The organism is Sanguibacter suarezii NBRC 16159 (genome assembly GCF_001552735.1).
Taxonomy (GTDB): Bacteria; Actinomycetota; Actinomycetes; order Actinomycetales; family Cellulomonadaceae; genus Sanguibacter; species Sanguibacter suarezii.
Map to the genome: position 1 here is coordinate 63,972 of NZ_BCRT01000015.1, position 18,626 is coordinate 82,597.

Genomic DNA, 18,626 nt, shown 5'->3' on the forward strand with positions numbered 1-18,626 from the left:
CATACCGGCGCAGCGGATCAGGCCCCGCGACGGCGGTCCCACCGTGCCTCGAGACGCTCCATGAAGGAGCCGTGGCGCTTGGACTTGCCCTTCGAGGACTTGGCGACCTTGGCCGGGGTGACCCGACCAGACTCGGAGACTGTCCCTAGCGGCCCCACAGCACGCCGCTTGGGCGGCGTGAGGGCATAGGTGACGGCGGCGAACATGATGATGAATCCAAGGACCCCCACCCAGGGCACCGACTGTGCCGCACCGAGCACCAGGGCGAGAAGACCGGCCACCAAGCCGAGGCCGGCGACGACATATCGCGCACCGGAGCGCGATGTCGTCGAGGTCAAGGTCGTGGCGAGCCGTGGATCGTCAGACGTGAGCTCTCGCTCCATCTGTTCCAGAACACGTTGCTCGTATTCGGACAGAGGCATCGCTACCCCCGCACATTTCTTGAGGTGGACCTTGTCATACACCAGGATAGTTCGACATCCCAGAAGACGGTAGTCGTGCCCGCGCCCGTGACGGGACATGGTCGCGTCACGGGCGCAGGCACCTCACCGGTCGAGCACGCCGAGCCGTCGGATCAGGCTCGGCGACCCGGGGACGGGCTCGCTCAGTACCAGTTCACAGCCACGCTGTGGTTCCAGGCGGCGCACGGCGTGCCGTAGGTCGACTTGATGTAGCCGAGCCCCCAGATGATCTGGGTGCGCGGGTTCGTCTGCCAGTCGGCGCCCGCACTGGCCATCTTCTTGCCAGGGAGAGCCTGCGGGATGCCGTAGGCGCTCGACGTGGGGTTGTCGGCGTTCACGCGCCAGTTGGACTCCTTGGTCCACAGCTTGTCGAGGCAGGCGAACTGGTCCGAGCCCCAGCCATACATGCTGGCAGCCAGCTCTGCACCGAGGGCGCGGGCTGCGGCCGGGGTGCTCGCCGCGGCGGCAGCCTGAGCAGCGGCAGCCTCAGCAGCAGCGGCTTCCGCAGCAGCAGCCTCAGCAGCGGCAGCCTCAGCGGCAGCAGCTTCCGCGGCCGCAGCCTCAGCAGCGGCAGCCTCAGCGGCAGCGGCCTCAGCAGCAGCAGCCTCGGCAGCCGCGGCCTCAGCAGCGGCGGCAGCCTCTGCGGTCTGCTGGGCTGTCGTACGTGTCTGGTCGGTCAGTGCGACGACGTGGTCCAGGCTGAGTGCCTTGTAGTCGGCGAGCTGGGTGACGCTTGCCTCGAGAGCGGTCGTGTCGACCTTGGAGGCGGCGGTCGCGAGCACGTCGTTCGCGGACGTGATGGTGGCCTCTGCCTCTTGGTGAGCGGCGGCAACCTCGGCCTCCGAGGGCCCCGTGGCCTCCTCGACTGCGGTCTCGTCCTCCGCTTCCGACTGGTCGGTCGAGGCGGGCGAGATGAAGAGGAGGGCGACGAGGGCGGCGACACCGACGAGGCCAGCCACCATGAGGGTGATGATCTTCGTGACGTTACTGGTCGTTGCGGTAGTGAGATGACGCTGCACAGAATTCCAATGCTTGTTCGGACCTGGCGCGGGCCGCTCTCAAGCGTGACCGCAGCGGCGCACGACAGATACGTGCTCCGCACAGGCTGAGTCGGCACACGAGCGTGCCGGTCGGCCGGCGCGTGGTGGCATCCGTCGACGTGCGAGAAAGCCGCGCTGGCCACTGCCGGCGGCCTCGCGGGAGCGAGCCGGGGCAGGGCGGTCCACCGACGGGCGGCGGACGCTGGTCACCTTGGACATCAGGGCCGGTCGCGATCTGCGACGGACCTGAGCTGGTACCCACTCCGTGGTGGGACCTCGTCGCTCAGAGGCGACGTGCGGACGAGGTCGAGGTGCTCGACACCATCCTGTGTCTGTCCGAGGACAGCCCGACACAGAGCCAGCTGCTCGTCGTCGGGCCTGGTTGACGCTCGGACCGTCGCGGTCCTCATCGGTACCGCAACTCAAGGTGACATAAATATGCTACACGTCGTTATCACGAAGACAAGGGGTCTGCTCAGATCTCTGCGCCTGGCGCGACCGGGCCCTGGATCAGCCCGCCGCAGCCGGCCCGATCGCCGAGCGACCGAAGCGGGACCTGACCTGGTCGATCGCAGCGTCAGCAAGTCGCTGCTGGTCCGTCTTGCCCTCGACCGCATCCTCGAGAGTGAGTTGCAGCACAGCACTCGACCGCCGCTCGAGCCCTTCCCCCCGCACACCCACGAGCCGGACCGGGAGGCCGCGCAGGTCGACAGAGGACATGAGCTCGCGGGCCACGAGGTAGATCTCGTGACCGCTGTCGGAGGGAGAGACCAGCGACCGCGACCGGGTCAGAGTCCGAAAGTCGCTCGTGCGCACCTTGACGCTCACCGTCCGCGCGAGAACCTCCTGCGCCCGCAGACGATGACCGCACCGGTCCGCCAGCTCAAGAAGCTTCGACTCCACCAGGGACAGGTCGTAGACGTCCTTGGCAAAAGTGGTCTCCGCCCCGACGCTCTGTTCGGTGCGCGTCGGCTCGACCGGTCGCGGGTCACGACCCCATGCGAGGTCGTGCAGGTGGGCGCCTGCGGCCGCTCCGAGGATCTGGCGCAGCACGAGCGGGTCCGTGTCCGCGAGCTCGGCGACCGTGGTGATCCCCCACCGGGCGAGGTTCTCCTCCGTCTTGCCGCCGACTCCCCACAGGGCGCCGACCGGCAGCGTCCGCAGGAAGGGCACGGTCGCCTCCTTGGGCACGAGCATCATCCCGTCGGGCTTGGCGTGCGTCGAGGCGAGCTTGGCGACGAACTTCGATGACGCGACCCCCACCGAGCACGTGATGCCGATCTGGGTCTGGACGCGTTCCCGGATCTGCTGGGCGATCGCCGTCGACGAACCGAGCCGACGGCGAGCACCGCTGACGTCGAGGAATGCCTCGTCGACGCTGATCGGCTCGACGAGCGTGGTGACCTCGCGGAGGATCTCCATGAGCTGGGCAGAGGCGTCCCGGTACGCGGCATGGTCGGGCGGGATGTAGATCGCCTGCGGGCACAGGCGTCGAGCGGTGCTCACCGGCATGGCCGAGCGCACTCCGAAGGCGCGGGCCTCGTACGTCGCGGCGAGGACCACGGAGCGCTCCGCCCCGGCCACCACGACAGGACGCCCACGCAGGTGCGGACGCCGAGCGACCTCGACCGAGGCGAAGAAGGCGTCCATGTCCACATGGAGGATGGAACAGTCGGAGTCTTCGGTCCCCCAGGACCTGTTGGCCTGGGGGGAGCGTGGACCTCGGCTCATGACGCCCACGCCATGCCGGCCCTGGCGGAGCGCAGATCGGCGTAGGGGTCGATGCCGATCCGTCGGCACACCTCGTCCCTGAAGTCTTCGGTGGCGTTGACCCACGTGGTCGCGAGGGCGTCGTCGACGCTGTCGACCCCGGCGTCGAGGGAGGCTCGGATGGGGGCGCCGGTGGTGAAGAACGCCGCCCACGGGGCACACTCAGGCACCGCGGCAGTCAGCCTGTCCCATGCGCTGCGCGGGCGGCCGCGAGGCGGCCGCGCTCCCGCGGCCGCCAGCAGTGCGCCGGCGAGACGCAACGCACCGAGGTGGGCGTGCAGGAACCGGTCCGCAGGGTCAGTGGCGAGCTGCGCGGCGACCAGCTCTGCGTCGCACCGCGCGACCAGCTCGACCGCCGCCGGGTCGACGGCTGCCGGGTCGACGGCTGCCGGGTCGACGGCTGCCGGGGTAGCGGCGGGCGCGTCAGTTGGAGCCGTGCCAGCACGAGCAGTGTCAACGGCAGCAGCCTCGGCCGGCACGGAGCCGGGGCGAGAAGTGGCTGCGGCCGCACGCCGGTCGAGAACCGTGGAGGGCGGGGCTGGTCGATCGCACCCGCCCGGGGCAATGCCGTGGGCCGGGCGGGCGGACCGCGCGGCGTGGGCAGCGCGCCCATGACGCGCAGCGCCGACCGGGCGCGCAGGGGAAGCGGCCGTCGCGGTCGAACCCGCTGACACCACCGCGGTCGTCGTCGTCCCTGACCGATCCATCCCGACCACCTCCTGTATCCATTCTCGAACGGGCGTTCGACTCCTGTCAAGAGATCGAGCGGCGTCTACCCTTGCGTCATGGCCCGTCGCTCTTCTCGTCACTCATCATCCACCGGACCACTGACAAAGAGGTCGGCGCAGCCCGCACTCCCCCAGGGACCGATCGAGACAGACTCAGGAATGGTCGAGCTCGTGCCCGACCGCGACGACCCACGAGCCCTCACGGTCATGATCAACGGCGTCCCCAGCTCGTTCATCGACCTCGACGACCCGCGCAACGTGGGCTTCGAGTACATGGACATCATGTGCGCGGTCCTGGACCACACCCGGACCGGGGCCCTCGACGTCGTCCATCTCGGGGCCGCCGGCTGCGCGATGGCGCGATCCATCGACGCCACCCGCCCCGGGTCACGCCAGATCGGCATCGACATCGATGCCCGGCTCATCGACCTGGCCCGGACGTGGTTCGACCTGCCGCGCTCACCCCGGCTGCGACTGCGGGCCGGGGATGCTCGCGCCCAGCTGGCGACGCTGGCCACGGCGAGCGCCGACGTCGTCATCCGGGACGTCTTCGCCGGGGACACCACACCCGCGCACCTGCTGACGCAGGAGTTCGTCGCGGACGTGCTGCGGGTCCTGCGCCCCGGTGGGATCTACCTCGTCAACTGCGCCGACCGTCCTCCGCTGGACGGAGCACGCGCCGAGGTCGCCACGTTGCGGGCAGCCCTCGAGGCGGCGCGCCCCCCGGTGGAGGATGTCACGATCCCCGGTGAGGTCGGGATCATCTCAGAACCGGCGCTGCTCAAGTCCCGTCGCTACGGCAACCTCGTGCTCGTGCTCGTCGCTGCGTCGTCGGGCACCGACGCGCAGCAGCCAGGGCCCGACGGCGTGCTCGGCTCGGCGGGCCTGGCGCGCGCACTGCGCACCCTGGCCGTGCCGGCGCAGATCTTGCACACCGAGGCCGAGACGGCGAAGTTCGCCGGCCAGGCCCGGGTGTTCCATGACGCCGTGACGCCGTAGCTGCCGGGGCGGCGGCCGCGGCGTCCGTGGCGAGGCCACGCCCGCCAGGCTGCGAGCGCCGGGTCAGGCGCTCGGGCTGTCCGGGCTCTGCTGGGCGAGGAACCGCTCAAACTCAGCGCCGATCTCGTCGGCGGTGGGAATCGGGGCGGAGTCGGCGAGCAGGCTCTGGCGCTCGGCGGCGCGGGTGAAGGCGTCGTACTGCTCCTCCAGGCCGCGGACCACCTCAGCGACCTCCGGCGACTGCTCCACCTGACGGGCGACCTCCTCGCGCGCCTCCTCGGCCGCCTCCTCGAGGTCGGTCACCCGAAGGTCGAGCCCGGTCGTGGCCTCCACCTTGGTCAGCGCGATGATCGCGGCCGGCGGGTAGGAGGACTGGGCGAGGTAGTGCGGCACGTGCACGGCGTAGCCGAGGGAGTCGTGACCGCGTTCGCCGAGGCGGAACTCCAGCAGGTTGGCGACGGTCGCCGGGACGGCGACGCGGCCGAACCACGAGGACGCGTTGGCGATGAGCTCGTCGCGGGAGGCGTGAGGGGTCACGGACAGGTCGCGGGTGTGCGGGACCCCCATGGGGATGCCGTACATGCCGATGGTCATGGACACGTCGAAGCGGTCGACCAGGTCGATGACGGCCGCGACGAACCGTTCCCACTGGAGGTCGGGCTCGGTGCCGTGGAGCACGAGGAACGGGGTCTGCTCCGCGTCGTGGGCCAGGTCGATGGCGATGGTCGGCGCCTCGTACTCGACCCAGGCGTTCGTGTCGAAGGTCATGGTGGGGCGCTTGGAGCGGTAGTCGACCAGCTGGTCGGCGTCGAAGGTCACCAGGCGGGTCGTCTCTCCCAGGCCGAGCAGGTGCTCGACGGCGATCGTCCCGGCGCTCCCGGCGTCGACAAACCCTCGCAGCGCGTTGATCAGCACCGGTCCGGTCGCGGGAGTGTCACTGCGGACGTCGGCGTCACGCACGCCGAGCCTCGCCTCCACCTCGGTGTCGATCTCATAGAGCCCACGGGGGTCGAGCACGATCTACCTCCAGTCCACAGTCGGTCAGTCGTTGACAAGAACGCCGTCCGCACTGCATTTCTTCCCGGGGCACCCAGCGCCCTCCACCCGCGCCGTCGGGGCCGAGCGCGAACCAGCCGCGACCGCAGGCGTCCTCACCGGCTCGGTAGGCGCACCACGCTGACGAAGAAGTCGTCGATCCGATGGACCACCTCGGCGAAACCGTCGAAGTCGACGGGCTTGGTGACGAAGGCGTTGGCGTGCAGGGAGTAGCTCTGGATGACGTCCTCCTCCGCCTCGGAGGTCGTCAGGACCACGACCGGGATGATGCGCAGCACAGGGTCCGACTTGAGCTCGGCGAGCACCTCACGGCCGTCCATGCGCGGCAGGTTGAGGTCGAGGAGGATGAGGTCGGGCGTGACCGCCGCGGTGTGCGTGCCTCGCTTGCGGAGGTAGTCCATGGCGCTCTCGCCGTCGCTGACCACCGTCACCCGGCGGGGTGTGGCGCTCTGGTCGAAGGCCTCGCGGGTCATGAGCACGTCGCCCGGGTCGTCCTCGACCAGCAGGATCTCGATCATCCGTGTCGTGCCGGTCACGTCGGTCATAGGTCCCGGCTCTCTCGTGGCGGCATGAGCCCTACGGTACGCGAGGTATGTCGGGAACGGTCCAGACGACGCTCGTGCCGGTCAACGGCGGGGTACGGGAGGTGTCGATCCAGATCTCCCCGCCGTGGTACTCGACGATCTTCTTGCACAGGGCCAGCCCGATCCCGGTCCCGTCGTAGACGTCCTTGGGGTGGAGACGCTGGAAGATGACGAACACCCGGTCCACGTACTTGGCGTCGATCCCGATCCCGTTGTCCGTGCACCACAGCTCCCACCCGCCCGCGCGCCGCTGCGCGCCGATGCTGATCCGCGGCGTACGGGCAGGGTCGCGGAACTTCAGCGCGTTGCCCACGAGATTCTGGAAGAGCTGGACGAACAAGGTCTGCTGCCCGACCACCGTGGGCAGCTCGCCGACCTCCACCTCGGCCCCCGTCGCGGCGGTCACCGCGTCGAAGGTGGACACCGCCGTGCGGCACGCCTCGCCGAGATCGACCGGCGCAGGATCCTCGTGCACCCGACCGACCCGGGAGAAGCCGAGCAGGTCCTGGATGAGCTGCTGCATGCGCTTGGCGCCGTCGGCGGCGAAGTCGATGTACTGGTCGGCGCGCTCGTCGAGCTGCCCGCCATACCGCTTGCGCAACAGCTGGGTGAAGCTGGCGACCTTGCGCAGAGGTTCCTGCAGGTCGTGGGAGGCGACGTAGGCGAACTGCTCGAGGTCCCGGTTCGACCGGCGCAGCTCCTCCGCCTGCTCGGTGAGGTGCTGGTGCGCCGCAGCGATCTGCTGGGCTGACTCCTGCGCGACGGCCATCTGGTCGACGAGCTCGACCCGCATGGCATCGACGGCGCGGGCCAGCGCAGCGATCTCCCCCGGGGCGCGGGTGCGCACCTCCTGGGTCAACGCTCCCCCGCTCACCGCCTCCGCCTTCGAGGCGAGGTCTGCCAGCGGCTCCACGATCCTGCGCTGCAGGGTGAACCAGAGAGCCAGCCCCACCGCGAGCGCCGCGACGGTGAGCAGGACCACGGTCATGAAGAGGTTGAGGTTCCACCGCATGAACTGCTCGTTCGCGGTGGAGCGCGCCTCGGCCAGATCCGCGGCCAGCTCGTCAGCGGTCTGCTGCGCCTCGGCGAAGAGCGCGTCCCCCACGGAGATGAGGTCCGGTGGCACGGCCGCGGTGCCACCTGCGCTCACCGCCTCGACCGCCGGTCCCACAAAGGCCGTCCGCCAGTCCTCGATCTGACCGACGAGCGTCTCGAAGGAGGCGACCATGTCGTCGTCAGCCCCCAGGTCGTCCACCAGGAGGGTGTGCACCTTGGCGGCCTCGAGATCGGGGCCGTCGATGATGACGTCGAGCGCCGGCTGGTACCCGGTGGCCTGATACGTCTGCAGAGCAGTCCTGGCGTCGGACAGCCAGGCGCGCACAGAGTGGTTGAAGCCGATGGCCTGGGAGTAGGTCGTCGACACCCGGTGCTGGAGGGTGAGCACCTGGGAGACGGAGTAGACAGCGCCGCTGACGATGAGCAGCAGGACCACGCCGCCGGTGAGCAGGGTGACCCGCAGCTGGCGGCTCAGGGTCCGGGCCGAGGACCGGTGGGGCTGGTCGGGGGTGGTCATCGCCACTCCGCGGAGTCGGCCAGGGTCGACGACCGCCGGACGGCATCGCCGTCGATGAGGCCGGGCCACCCGAGGATGAGCACTGCGGCGTCGTCGACCAGGCGCCCGCCGTGGAGGTCGTGCACCCGGCGCAGGATCCGTTCGGTGAGACCGTCGGTGCCCAGCAGGTACTCCGCGCTGACCGCCTCGAGCAGGCCGTCCAGGCCGATCCGGGGTCGCGGCAGATGCAGGGTGACGGGACCGTCGCGCAGGTCCCTCGCCACCGGGGCACGGTCGAGGACCGTGGCCTCGAGCAGACCGTCGGTGTAGAGCATGAGCCACCAGGTGTCCTCGAACTCCAGGCGCTGCGCGTGCCACGAGGTGTCGAGCGGGATACCCAGCGCCCGCCCGCGCGCGGTCGGTTCGATCGTCGTCGCCTGCGCACCGAGCAGGATCGGGGCATGGTGACCGGCGAGATAGAGGTCTGCGGACCGCCGGTCGGCGGACAGCACCAGCTGGCACAAGGTGGTGAAGGTCTCGGGCTTGGACCGTTCGATGACCATGACGCGCTCCACGAGCGGGAGGATGGCCTCGTCTGGAGTCTCGGCGAGCACGAGGGTGCGCCACGCGGTGCGCAGCGTCGCGCCCAGCGCCGCCTCAGCCGGCCCGTGCCCGGCGACGTCGCCGATGACGGCGGCCACCGTCCCGTCCGCGCGCTCGACCACGTCGTAGAAGTCACCGCCGAGCAGCCCGTCGCCGCCTGGCAGGTACCCGACGTGGACGGCGAGGTGAGGGTCGACCAGCGCCGGGGTCGGCAGCAGTGCACGCTCCAGGCGCGCCGTCTCGTGGGCACGGACGGTGTTGCGGTAGATCGTCCGCTCCTGCTCGTCGGACAACCGCCGCTGCACGGCGTACCGGACCGCCCGGATGAGCAGGTCCGGACCCACCTCCTGCTTGACGAGATAGTCCTGGGCGCCGGCGGCCACCGCCTCGATCCCCAGGTCTGACCCGGTCATGCCGGTGAAGACGACAAGAGCGGGCGGCGCCGGCGTCTCGTGGATGCGGAGCACCCCGGAGACGCCGTGGGCGTCGGGGAGCCCGAGGTCGAGCAGGACGCAGTCGACGTCGAGCATCGTGAGCGCCTCGTCGATGGTCCGGGCGCGGCTCAGGATGACCGCGGCGCCTGCGTCCTCGAGCATCGCTTCGACGAGGATCGCGTCACCGTCGTCGTCCTCGACGACGAGGATCCGGATGGGCTTGTCCTGGCTGGCACGGCTCACACACAGCCCCTCCCGTTGTGATGTCCCGTCGTCCGTCCCCCGATGGTAGAGCGTCCCTCGCCCTTCTCACCGGCACAGATAGGTCCTGGCGTGGCGATCAGGGATACTGGACGGCCGTGACCATGGGCTGTCACGGTGTGTGCCGGGACGAACGCCGGCTGCTGGGAGGAGAAGCGTGACTGATCAGTCCGACGAGATCCGGATGGAGCAGCAGGCGGTCGACGTGCGGTACGCACGGCTGGACGAGCTGCGCGCCGCGACCCGGGCTCGGCTGGCCGCGGTCCGCCGCAGCGGCCCCTCGGGGTCGCCGCAGAACCGCAGCGAGCGCGACGCCTTCGCGACCCTCTACGAAGACCGCTCGGCACTGCTGGAGGCTGTCGAGGACCGGCTCTGCTTCGGCCGGCTCGACTTCGACGACCAGGTCACCCGCTACATCGGCCGGATCGGCCTGACCGACGAGCAGCACACCTCGATCCTCACCGACTGGCGCGCCCCCGCAGCCCAGGCCTTCTACCGTGCCACCGCTGCCCACCGTGACGGTGTGTTCCGTCGTCGGCACCTGGTGACCTCCGGGCGCACGGTGACGGGTCTGGAGGACGAGATCCTCGACCTGTCCCTGCCCGGCAGCCACGTCAGCGAGCTCAACCTGTCCGGGGAGGGCGCGCTGCTGGCGGCCCTGGCCGCCGGACGAACCGGCCGCATGGGCGACATCGTCGCGACCATCCAGGCCGAGCAGGACACGATCATCCGGTCGGACCTGCAGGGCGCGCTCGTGGTCCAGGGTGGTCCCGGGACCGGCAAGACCGCTGTCGCGCTGCACCGCGCCGCCTACCTGCTCTACGCCCACCGCAGGTTGCTCGAACGCTCCGGTGTGCTGCTCATCGGTCCGAGCCAGTCCTTCCTGCGCTACATCGACCAGGTCCTGCCCTCCCTCGGTGAGACGGGCGTGGTGAGCACGACGATCGCCGATCTCATCCCCGGGCTCTCCGCGCGCGCCACGGAGCCGCCGCGCACCGCCGAGATCAAGGGCCGCGCCGTGTTCGCCCAGATCATCCGCCGGGCCGTCTCGGCACGCCAACGGGTCCCCGCCCAGGACACCCGGCTGCGGGTGGACGGGCACGACATCGTCATCCGTCGGCGGGACATCCGTGACGCGATCTCCAAGGCGCGCCGCAACCACAAGCCCCACAACCAGGCGCGGGTGACCTTCGTGCGGGAGATGCTCTCCCGCCTCGCTCAGCAGTACGTGGACCAGATGTCCTTCTCGATCGAGAAGGACGAACGGGCTGAGGTCATCGAGGAGCTGCGCACCACCCGGGAGATCCGGATCGCGCTCAACCTCGCGTGGATGCCGCTCACCCCGGAGAAGCTCATCGAAGACCTCTTCGCCAAGCCGCACCGCCTGGCCCAGGTCGCCCACGAGCTCTCCGACGCCGACCTGGCAGCGCTGCAGCGTCCGGCCGGCTCCCCGTGGACCGAGTCCGACGTGCCGCTGCTCGACGAGGCGGCCGAGCTGCTCGGGGAGGACGACCAGGCCGCGAAGGCCCAGGCACGCCGGGACGCGGAGCAGCGCGCCGAGAGCCTCGACTACGCCCGCCAGGTGCTGGAGAACTCCGGCAGCGGCGGTGGCCTGGTCAACGCCGACGTCCTCGCCGACCGTTTCGCCTCCGGGGGCGCCTACCTCACCACAGCCGAGCGCGCCGAGAAGGACCGCACCTGGACCTACGCCCACCTCGTGGTCGACGAGGCGCAGGAGCTCTCGGCGATGGCCTGGCGCGCCCTCATCCGCCGGTGCCCGTCGCGGTCCATGACCATCGTGGGTGACGTCGCACAGACCTCCTCCCCCGCCGGCGCACGGTCCTGGGCGGCGATGCTCACTCCCCTGCTGCGCGACGCGTGGCGGATGTCCGAGCTCACCGTCAACTACCGCACCCCCGAGGCGATCGCCACGGCAGCCCGGTCCATGGCGCTGGCCGCCCGGCTGCCGGTCTCCCCGCTCACCTCCGCCCGCGAGATCCCCGGCGCGCTGCAGATCCACCCGGCCGAGCCCGGCCAGCTGCGCGCGCTCACCCTGGACCTGGCCCTGCGGACCGTCGCCGAGGTGCGCACGGGCAGCGCGGGTCAGGTGGCCGTCGTGGTCCCCGCCGAGGAGACGCACGAGGTCCGGGCCGCCCTGCTCGACCAGGGCGTCGCCCGCGGCGACGACCCGACCGGCCTGCAGGACGCCGTCGTCGTGCTCAGCCCGGCCCAGATCAAGGGGTTGGAGTTCGACGCCGTCATCCTGGAGGAGCCCGCAGACATCTTCGCCGGACCGGGCGGGGCGTCCGACCTGTACGTGGCCATGACCCGCCCGACGAAGTTCCTGCACGTGACCCACTCCCGTCCGCTGCCCCCCGGCATGGAGGGCTCAGCACAGCCCTGAGCACCTCGTCCACGTGCCAAGACCCGTTTGGTCATTCCTGCGGGCAAGGAGCACTATGACCTAGTGCTGAAGGCCCTCCTCCTCGAAAATGTCCACCCACTCACCATCGAGATCCTCGCTGCTCACGGGATCGAGGTGGAGACCCGCTCCGGTGCGCTGGACGAGAACGAGCTGATCGACGCCCTCGACGGTGTCCACATCCTCGGGATCCGGTCCAAGACCCAGGTGACCGCCAAGGTCATCGAGGCGTCCCCGGAGCTGCTGACCATCGGTGCCTTCTGTATCGGCACCAACCAGATCGACCTCAAGACCGCCGCGAACCACGGCGTCGCCGTGTTCAACGCCCCTTTCTCCAACACGCGCTCCGTCGTGGAGATCGCCCTCGCCGAGATCATCTCGCTCACCCGCCGGATGACCGAGCGCGACAAGGCGCTGCACGCCGGCATCTGGGACAAGTCCGCTGAGGGCTCCCACGAGGTGCGCGGTCGCACCCTGGGGATCATCGGCTACGGCAACATCGGCACCCAGCTCTCCGTCCTGGCGGAGAACCTCGGGATGTCGGTCGTCTTCTACGACACTGCCGAGAAGCTCGCTCTGGGCAACGCGCGCCGGCTCGGCTCCCTCGACGAGCTGCTCCAGGTCGCCGACATCGTGACCCTGCACGTCGACGGACGCAGCGGCAACGCCGGCCTGTTCGGCGAGGACCAGTTCGCGATGATGAAGCCCGGCGCGATCTTCCTCAACCTCTCCCGCGGCTTCGTGGTGGACACCCACGCCCTGCGTGAGGCGATCCTGTCCCGCCACCTCGCCGGTGCAGCGATCGACGTCTTCCCCTCCGAGCCCAAGAAGCGCGGCGACCAGTTCGAGTCCGAGCTGCGCGGCCTGCCGAACGTCATCCTCACCCCGCACATCGGCGGATCGACCCTGGAGGCGCAGGAGTCGATCGGGGAGTTCGTGGCCAACAAGATCAAGGACTACGTCCGCACGGGGACCACGACGCTCAGCGTCAACATCCCCAACCTCGCCCTGGAGAACTCCACCGGCGTGGCGCGGGTCGCCCACCTGCACCGCAACACCCCGGGCGTGCTGGCCGCGGTCAACAAGACCCTGGCCGAGCACGGCACGAACATCGAGGGTCAGCTGCTCGCGACCCGCGGAGAGGTCGGCTACGTGGTGACCGACGCCGGCTCGGTCCTGGAGGCAGCGGTCATCGACGCGCTGCGCTCGATGGACCAGACCATCAAGCTCCGCGTGCTCACCGGGGCGCAGCGCTGACGGTGATGTGACGAGGAGGCGCCCGGCGCCTCCCGCAGACGACGATGGGCCCTGTCCGTGAAGGACAGGGCCCATCGTCGTCTGCTCGTGATCTGTGACCCCGCGTGCGCAGCGTCTCAGATGCGGGCGTCAGCGGTGCGTCGTGCTCACCGGTGCGTGATGCTCACCCAGACTTGCGGCGGAAGACGCGCTTGGTCTTGCCTGCCGTCTCGGAGCCGTGGACGGTCCCGGTGTTCGAGGACCCCTCGGCGCTGCGGTGCTGGCCGGCGTTCTTGCGGTCCAGCGCCTCCTTGAACTTGGCCTTGGTGTCATCGCTGACCGTCGCGTCGTGCTCAGAACTGTCCTGCGTCATAGCACCGGACCTCCTTGGGTAGATGTCGGCTGCACACGTGGTGCACCGTCAAGACTTCCCTACTTCGTCGAGCAGCGCCATCGAATTCTCCCCGACGGCATCTTCCGAGGTAGGTCCCCTAGTATCGCAGCGGTACGGTGGTGGCCATGACCTCCACCGCCAGCGCCCAGCCCGGCATCCCGCTCCGGCGGCTCGGCGCCAGCGGACTGGCCGTCCCCGTCGTCAGCCTCGGTCTGTGGCAGAACTTCGGTGACGCAGGTGCGCTGGAGACCCAGCGCCGCATCATCGTGCACGCGATCGAGGCGGGCGTGGTGCACATCGACCTCGCCAACAACTACGGCCCTCCGCCGGGCGCCGCTGAGACGGTCTTTGGCCAGGTCCTGGCCCGCGACCTCCCCGGGCGCCGGGACGAGCTGCTCATCTCGACCAAGGCCGGGTACCGGATGTGGCCGGGACCCTACGGGGAGGGCGGGTCTCGCAAGTACCTGCTGTCCTCGCTGGATCAGTCCCTGGCCCGCCTCGGGCTGGACCACGTCGACATCTTCTACAGCCACCGGTACGACCCGTCCACCCCGCTCGAGGAGACGATCGGGGCACTGGCCACGGCCGTGAGCTCAGGTCGTGCCCGGTACGTGGGGATCTCCTCCTACTCCGCCCGGCGCACCCGCGAGGCGCTCGACGTCGCGGACCGGCTCGGTGTGCGCCTGAGCGTCCACCAGCCGTCCTACTCCTTGCTCAACCGCTGGATCGAAGACCCTGACTCGAGCGGCGAGTCCGTGCTCGACGTCGCCGCAGCCGCCGGCCTGGGGGTGCTCGCCTTCTCCCCGCTCGCGCAGGGGATGCTCACGTCGAAGTACCTGACCGGCGTGCCGAGCGAGTCCCGCGCCGCCCGCGGCGGGTCGCTGCCCACGTCCTACCTGACCCCGGAGAACCGGGCGGCGATCGCTGCGCTGGCGCAGATCGCGGCGGACCGCGGTCAGAGCCTGGCGCAGATGGCGGTGTCCTGGTGCCTGCGCGACCCGATCGTGTCAGGGGTGCTCGTGGGAGCCCGCACGACGGACCAGCTGGACGAGAACCTGCGGGCGGTGGAACGCCTGGACTTCACCGACGCCGAGCTCGCAGCGATCGACGAGTGCAGCGTGGACGGCGAGATCAATCTCTGGGCGTCACGGTCCAGCGACCTGTAGACCGACTGGGCCAGGCCCGCATCCGGCGCCGGACCAGGGTCCGGCGCGGCGCGGCCGTCAGCACGACGGCCGCCGAGGCGTCAGGAGTCCCGGGACGTCTGGGACAGATCGGCAGCGGTCTCGGTCTGCTCTGTTCCGTCGGCGTCTCCGGCCTCGCTCCGGGCTGAGGCTTCGTGCTCGGCGCGCAGCAGGTTGATCGCGGCCTCGAAGTCCTCGAGGGAGTCGAAGCCCTGATAGACGCTCGCGAACCGCAGGTAGGCCACCTCGTCGAGCTCGCGCAGCGGCCCCAGGATGGTCAGCCCGATCTCGTAGGCGTCGAGCTCGGCCATGCCGGTCGCGCGCACGCTCTCCTCGACCCGCTGGGCCAGCAGAGCGAGGTCGTCCTCGCTCACTGGGCGGCCCTGGCACGCCTTGCGCACACCGTTGACGACCTTCTCGCGGCTGAAGGGCTCGGTCACCCCGGAGCGTTTGACCACGGACAGGCTGGCTGTCTCCAAGGTGGTGAACCGGCGGTTGCAGGACGGGCACTGGCGGCGACGGCGGATGGAGGCGCCATCGTCCGAGGTTCGGGAGTCGACGACGCGGGAGTCCGAGTGACGACAGAACGGGCAGTGCACACACGCCTCCAGAGAACCGGGGTCTTGCACGAGCGTCCGCCCGGGCGAGAGGACACCTGCAAGAATACGCGCCACTGTGTATGCGCCGCATACGGCGAGGTACGGGCTGCGAACCCGACGACGGGGACAGACGGACGACGACAGAGACAGACGAGGGCGGCCACCTGAGTGACCGCCCTCGTGGGACGCCCCGTCCCCATCCGGTGCGTCGCGACTCGCCTCGCGCTGCCCGGGATGCTCTGCATGCCATTCCATGGCAGAAGCGCTCGCGCGCCACATCCATGCCCTCGTCGACCGGCCCCCCAGCCGGCTGATGAGGTACGGCTAACTTAGGTCAACCTAAGTGCGGGGAGCAAGCACACGCCGCTGACGTCTCACATCGCGAGAACTCGTCAGCCTCGCACCGGCAGCAGGATCTGTTCGCCAGCCCACAGGGAGGCAGAGGCGCGTCCGTTGACCTCGATGATCAGCTCGACCACATCACGCAGGTCGTCACCGGGCAGTGCGATGGTCTCAGCGAGGCCCCACAGGTTCTCCCCCTCGGTGACCGTGTGGGGCACCACCTCAGGGGGCAGCTCCGGCGTGCTCGCCAGGGCCCCTCCCCCCATGACGGCCATGCCGGTGGCGACGGCGAGGGCGGCGGACCACAGCACCCATCGCCCGCGTCGGGTGAGCTCGAGATCAGTCAGGGAACCATCAACCGAGGCGCTGGCTACCCGGCGGGCCCGGGCGGCGGCGCGCTCTTGCGCGGCGAGCCTCCGGCGCGCGACCCGCTCGGACACGCGCCCTCCGGGCGCGGCAGGCAGAGCCTCGCGGGACCCGGGACCACCGCCCGCCGGCGCCCCCTGCGCGCCCCCCTCCAACCGAGGTCGCAGCGGCACGACGCGAGCAGGCCGGACCGAGGCCACCGGTGCGAGAACCGCTCGCGCGGGTGCCGATGCCGGAACTGTCCTGTGCGCCAAAACGAGCACCTGTCCCATGACCACTCCATCTCTCCGGCGCACAACACCTGCGCATCTCCGTCAGGGCTTCTGTCCGGCCTGTGCCGACGCCCCGCTCACCACATCTGCGTACTGCTCACACGCTGCTCACGCGCTGCGAGCGGCGATCACTACGGCTCACCGCGGCCGCTCATCGCTGCCGACGCCTGGCCACCCATCACTCGTACATCTGTTCGTAGTACAACTGTACGAAGATCTCGGCGGAAAGCAAGAGCCAACGACACCCAATCTCGAACAGCTGTTTGAGATGTGGCCGCCTGCGGCCTAGACTGGATCAAGCCCGCGAAGGAGACTTCACCACGAGCCACTGACATCCCCGGGTGACGTGGCTCCGCCGGCGGCCGGATGTCCTTGTGGTGACGGCCCCGTGTTCCCTCCAGGCGCCCGAGCTCGAGCAGAGACCGCATCACAACCGGAGGTCACCGTGGCACCCAACGAGTCCAGCGCGGCAGGTGCTGCGAGCGTGACGCAGCTGGCCCCGCACCCCGGCGGGCCGGACTGGCGCACCACCGAGGTCGGTCCGGACGGTCTGACCGCCCGTCAGCGCCGCATCCTGGCGACCATCGCCGACTCGCTCAAGACCCGCGGCTACCCGCCCACCATGCGTGAGATCGGCGAGTCGGTCGGTCTGACCAGCCCGTCCAGCGTCAAGTACCAGCTGACCGCGCTGGAGACCAAGGGCTACATCCGGCGCGACCCGCACCGCCCGCGGGCGATGGAGATCGTGCACCCCGACCACATGGTCGGCGAGAACGCCCGGACGACCTCCGCGGAGATCACTGGTCCCTACGCCACCGAGTCCGGGCCGGACCGGCAGACCCCGTCCTACGTCCCGCTCGTCGGACGCATCGCCGCCGGTGGCCCGATCCTGGCCGAACAGGTCATCGAAGACGTCTTCCCGCTGCCGCGGCAGCTCGTCGGCGACGGAGAGCTCTTCATGCTCAAGGTGACCGGTGAGTCGATGATCGACGCCGCCATCTGCGACGGCGACTGGGTCGTCGTCCGGCGCCAGCCGGTGGCCGAGAACGGTGAGATCGTCGCCGCGATGATCGACGGCGAGGCTACTGTCAAGACCTTCAAGCGGATCGACGGACACGTGTGGCTGCTGCCCCGCAACCCCGCCTTCTCCCCCATCCTCGGCGACGAGGCCACCATCCTCGGCCGGATCGTGTCGGTCCTGCGCAGCCTGTGACGCGCTGCCCCACGGGCACCACGAACGAAGGGCTCCTCACCTGCGGGTGAGGAGCCCTTCGTTCATGTGCAGGGAGGTCAGAAGCCGAACTTGCGCGCCACGTCCTTGAGCGCCGTCGCCGAGTGCTGCAGCCCACGGATCTCCAGTGGGGACAGCGGCACGGCCAGCCGGTCGGTGCAGCCGCGGCGCCCCACCACGGACGGCACCGACAGGCAGATGTCGGAGATCCCGTAGTAGTCGTCGAGCAGGGTCGAGACGGGCAGCACACGGTGCTCGTCGTTGAGCACCGCCTCGATGATCCGGCTGCCGGCGAGGGCGACGGCATAGTTGGTCGCCCCCTTGCCCTCGATGATCCGGTAGGCGGAGTTGACCACCTCGTGCGCGATCTCCTCCCGGGCCTCGACCGTGAGCGGTCCCCGTCCGTCCACCCCGCTCCAGTCCAGCAGCGGCACGCCACCGATGGTCGCCGAGCTCCACAGCGGGATCTCGCTGTCCCCGTGCTCGCCGGCCATGTACGCGTGCACGTTCTGCACCGCAACCCCGCAGTGCTGGGCGATGAGGTAGCGCAGTCGCGAGGAGTCCAGGACGGTGCCCGAGCCGAAGAGCTGGGTGGGCGGCAGGCCGGAGATCTTCAGCGCGGCGTAGGTGACGATGTCTACCGGGTTGGTGACCATGACATAGGTCGCGTTGGGCGCGACGGCCTGGAGCTCCGGCAGGATCTTGGAGACGAGGCTGATCGTCGCCTCCGCCAGGTCGATGCGCGTCTGGCCCGGCTTCTGCTTGGCGCCTGCGGTGACCATGATGACGTCGGCGTCCGCGCACACGGCGACGTCGTCGGAGCCGATGACCTCGGCCATCGGCATGAACTGGATGCCGTGGGCCAGGTCGAGAGCCTCGGCCTCGACCTTGGCCTTGTTGATGTCGTAGAGCGCGACGGTCCGCGCGGAGCCGCGCATGAGCGCGGCGTAGGCCATCGTCGAGCCCACCGCTCCGGCGCCGACCACGGCGACCTTCGTCGTCTTGCGGGCTGCGGGGGCCGCGGGGGCCTCAGCTGATGATCCGGAACGCTCGGCGTCGCTCATGCTTCCTCCACAGGAAAGTCGGGTGCGC

At 70.0% G+C, this 18,626-nt stretch carries 17 protein-coding genes; 5 read left to right on the plus strand and 12 right to left on the minus strand.

Annotation, left to right across the window (positions count from 1 at the left end):
- Nucleotides 1-17 precede the first annotated feature (17 nt).
- The 4 genes from SS2_RS09585 to SS2_RS09600 all read right to left on the minus strand — a co-directional run bounded on the left by SS2_RS09585 (nucleotide 18) and on the right by SS2_RS09600 (nucleotide 3,750).
- Entirely contained in the window at nucleotides 18-521 is a 504-nt protein-coding gene (locus SS2_RS09585; protein ID WP_369405211.1) for an SCO2097 family morphological protein, read from the minus strand.
- Nucleotides 522-604: 83 nt separating this feature from the next.
- The gene (locus tag SS2_RS09590) at nucleotides 605-1,423 is read right to left on the minus strand and encodes an aggregation-promoting factor C-terminal-like domain-containing protein (protein ID WP_066463462.1); all 819 of its coding nucleotides are present in this window, start codon (nucleotides 1,421-1,423) and stop codon (nucleotides 605-607) included.
- 588 nt (nucleotides 1,424-2,011) lie between these two features.
- Nucleotides 2,012-3,151: a DNA polymerase IV gene (gene dinB / locus SS2_RS09595; protein ID WP_439646299.1), complete on the minus strand. Its 1,140-nt coding sequence runs from the start codon at nucleotides 3,149-3,151 to the stop codon at nucleotides 2,012-2,014.
- A gap of 77 nt (nucleotides 3,152-3,228) precedes the next feature.
- Complete coding sequence (locus SS2_RS09600) at nucleotides 3,229-3,750, minus strand: SAV_6107 family HEPN domain-containing protein (RefSeq protein ID WP_066463464.1); 522 nt, start codon at nucleotides 3,748-3,750, stop codon at nucleotides 3,229-3,231.
- Between the two features lie 420 nt (nucleotides 3,751-4,170).
- Here SS2_RS09600 and SS2_RS09605 point away from each other — a divergent pair, with 420 nt between their 5' ends.
- Nucleotides 4,171-4,998, plus strand: coding sequence for a spermidine synthase (locus SS2_RS09605; RefSeq protein ID WP_245643490.1), 828 nt, complete (start codon nucleotides 4,171-4,173; stop codon nucleotides 4,996-4,998).
- A 63-nt stretch (nucleotides 4,999-5,061) separates the two neighbouring features.
- Here SS2_RS09605 and SS2_RS09610 read toward each other — a convergent pair whose 3' ends face one another.
- From SS2_RS09610 to SS2_RS09625, 4 genes are all read right to left on the minus strand, one after another.
- Nucleotides 5,062-6,015 carry a PAC2 family protein gene (locus SS2_RS09610; protein WP_174523196.1) on the minus strand — a complete coding sequence of 318 codons (954 nt, stop codon included), beginning with the start codon at nucleotides 6,013-6,015 and terminating at the stop codon, nucleotides 5,062-5,064.
- A 134-nt stretch (nucleotides 6,016-6,149) separates the two neighbouring features.
- Nucleotides 6,150-6,599, minus strand: a complete 450-nt coding sequence (locus SS2_RS09615) for a response regulator (RefSeq protein ID WP_066463468.1) — start codon at nucleotides 6,597-6,599, stop codon at nucleotides 6,150-6,152.
- A gap of 31 nt (nucleotides 6,600-6,630) precedes the next feature.
- Nucleotides 6,631-8,211, minus strand: coding sequence for a sensor histidine kinase (locus SS2_RS09620; RefSeq protein ID WP_066463470.1), 1,581 nt, complete (start codon nucleotides 8,209-8,211; stop codon nucleotides 6,631-6,633).
- On the minus strand, nucleotides 8,208-9,470 hold the full coding sequence (locus tag SS2_RS09625; RefSeq protein WP_245643492.1) for a PP2C family protein-serine/threonine phosphatase: 1,263 nt from the start codon (nucleotides 9,468-9,470) through the stop codon (nucleotides 8,208-8,210). Before SS2_RS09625 ends, SS2_RS09620 begins: the two co-directional genes overlap by 4 nt.
- A gap of 175 nt (nucleotides 9,471-9,645) precedes the next feature.
- Here SS2_RS09625 and SS2_RS09630 point away from each other — a divergent pair, with 175 nt between their 5' ends.
- Together SS2_RS09630 and serA are read left to right on the plus strand one after the other, a co-directional pair.
- Nucleotides 9,646-11,892, plus strand: a complete 2,247-nt coding sequence (locus SS2_RS09630) for a HelD family protein (protein ID WP_066463474.1) — start codon at nucleotides 9,646-9,648, stop codon at nucleotides 11,890-11,892.
- A 63-nt stretch (nucleotides 11,893-11,955) separates the two neighbouring features.
- A complete protein-coding gene (gene serA / locus SS2_RS09635) occupies nucleotides 11,956-13,167 on the plus strand; it encodes a phosphoglycerate dehydrogenase (protein WP_066463479.1) in 1,212 nt (403 codons plus the stop codon).
- A 163-nt stretch (nucleotides 13,168-13,330) separates the two neighbouring features.
- Here serA and SS2_RS09640 read toward each other — a convergent pair whose 3' ends face one another.
- On the minus strand, nucleotides 13,331-13,519 hold the full coding sequence (locus SS2_RS09640) for a DUF5302 domain-containing protein (protein ID WP_066463482.1): 189 nt from the start codon (nucleotides 13,517-13,519) through the stop codon (nucleotides 13,331-13,333).
- Nucleotides 13,520-13,665: 146 nt separating this feature from the next.
- Between SS2_RS09640 and SS2_RS09645 the strand changes: the two genes are divergently transcribed.
- A complete protein-coding gene (locus SS2_RS09645) occupies nucleotides 13,666-14,706 on the plus strand; it encodes an aldo/keto reductase (protein WP_066463486.1) in 1,041 nt (346 codons plus the stop codon).
- A gap of 80 nt (nucleotides 14,707-14,786) precedes the next feature.
- Here the strand turns inward: SS2_RS09645 and nrdR are convergent, their stop codons facing one another.
- Nucleotides 14,787-15,323: a transcriptional regulator NrdR gene (gene nrdR / locus SS2_RS09650; protein ID WP_066463488.1), complete on the minus strand. Its 537-nt coding sequence runs from the start codon at nucleotides 15,321-15,323 to the stop codon at nucleotides 14,787-14,789.
- 392 nt (nucleotides 15,324-15,715) lie between these two features.
- Nucleotides 15,716-16,105 carry a hypothetical protein gene (locus SS2_RS09655; RefSeq protein WP_157607282.1) on the minus strand — a complete coding sequence of 130 codons (390 nt, stop codon included), beginning with the start codon at nucleotides 16,103-16,105 and terminating at the stop codon, nucleotides 15,716-15,718.
- 682 nt (nucleotides 16,106-16,787) lie between these two features.
- On the opposite strand from SS2_RS09655, the gene lexA reads away from it, so the two are divergent.
- Nucleotides 16,788-17,516 carry a transcriptional repressor LexA gene (gene lexA, locus SS2_RS09660; protein WP_066463863.1) on the plus strand — a complete coding sequence of 243 codons (729 nt, stop codon included), beginning with the start codon at nucleotides 16,788-16,790 and terminating at the stop codon, nucleotides 17,514-17,516.
- Nucleotides 17,517-17,593: 77 nt separating this feature from the next.
- Here the strand turns inward: lexA and SS2_RS09665 are convergent, their stop codons facing one another.
- Nucleotides 17,594-18,598: an L-lactate dehydrogenase gene (locus SS2_RS09665; RefSeq protein WP_066463492.1), complete on the minus strand. Its 1,005-nt coding sequence runs from the start codon at nucleotides 18,596-18,598 to the stop codon at nucleotides 17,594-17,596.
- Between the last annotated feature and the right edge of the window lie 28 nt (nucleotides 18,599-18,626).

Bases quoted from the DNA above. Each gene is read 5' to 3' on its own strand.
- SS2_RS09585 (WP_369405211.1), bottom strand. From the start codon at position 521: ATGTCCCGTCACGGGCGCGGGCACGACTACCGTCTTCTGGGATGTCGA.
- SS2_RS09590 (WP_066463462.1), bottom strand. From the start codon at position 1,423: ATGGTGGCTGGCCTCGTCGGTGTCGCCGCCCTCGTCGCCCTCCTCTTC.
- dinB (WP_439646299.1), bottom strand. From the start codon at position 3,151: ATGGACGCCTTCTTCGCCTCGGTCGAGGTCGCTCGGCGTCCGCACCTG.
- SS2_RS09615 (WP_066463468.1), bottom strand. From the start codon at position 6,599: ATGACCGACGTGACCGGCACGACACGGATGATCGAGATCCTGCTGGTC.
- SS2_RS09620 (WP_066463470.1), bottom strand. From the start codon at position 8,211: ATGACCACCCCCGACCAGCCCCACCGGTCCTCGGCCCGGACCCTGAGC.
- SS2_RS09640 (WP_066463482.1), bottom strand. From the start codon at position 13,519: ATGACGCAGGACAGTTCTGAGCACGACGCGACGGTCAGCGATGACACC.
- SS2_RS09645 (WP_066463486.1), top strand. From the start codon at position 13,666: ATGACCTCCACCGCCAGCGCCCAGCCCGGCATCCCGCTCCGGCGGCTC.
- SS2_RS09665 (WP_066463492.1), bottom strand. From the start codon at position 18,598: ATGAGCGACGCCGAGCGTTCCGGATCATCAGCTGAGGCCCCCGCGGCC.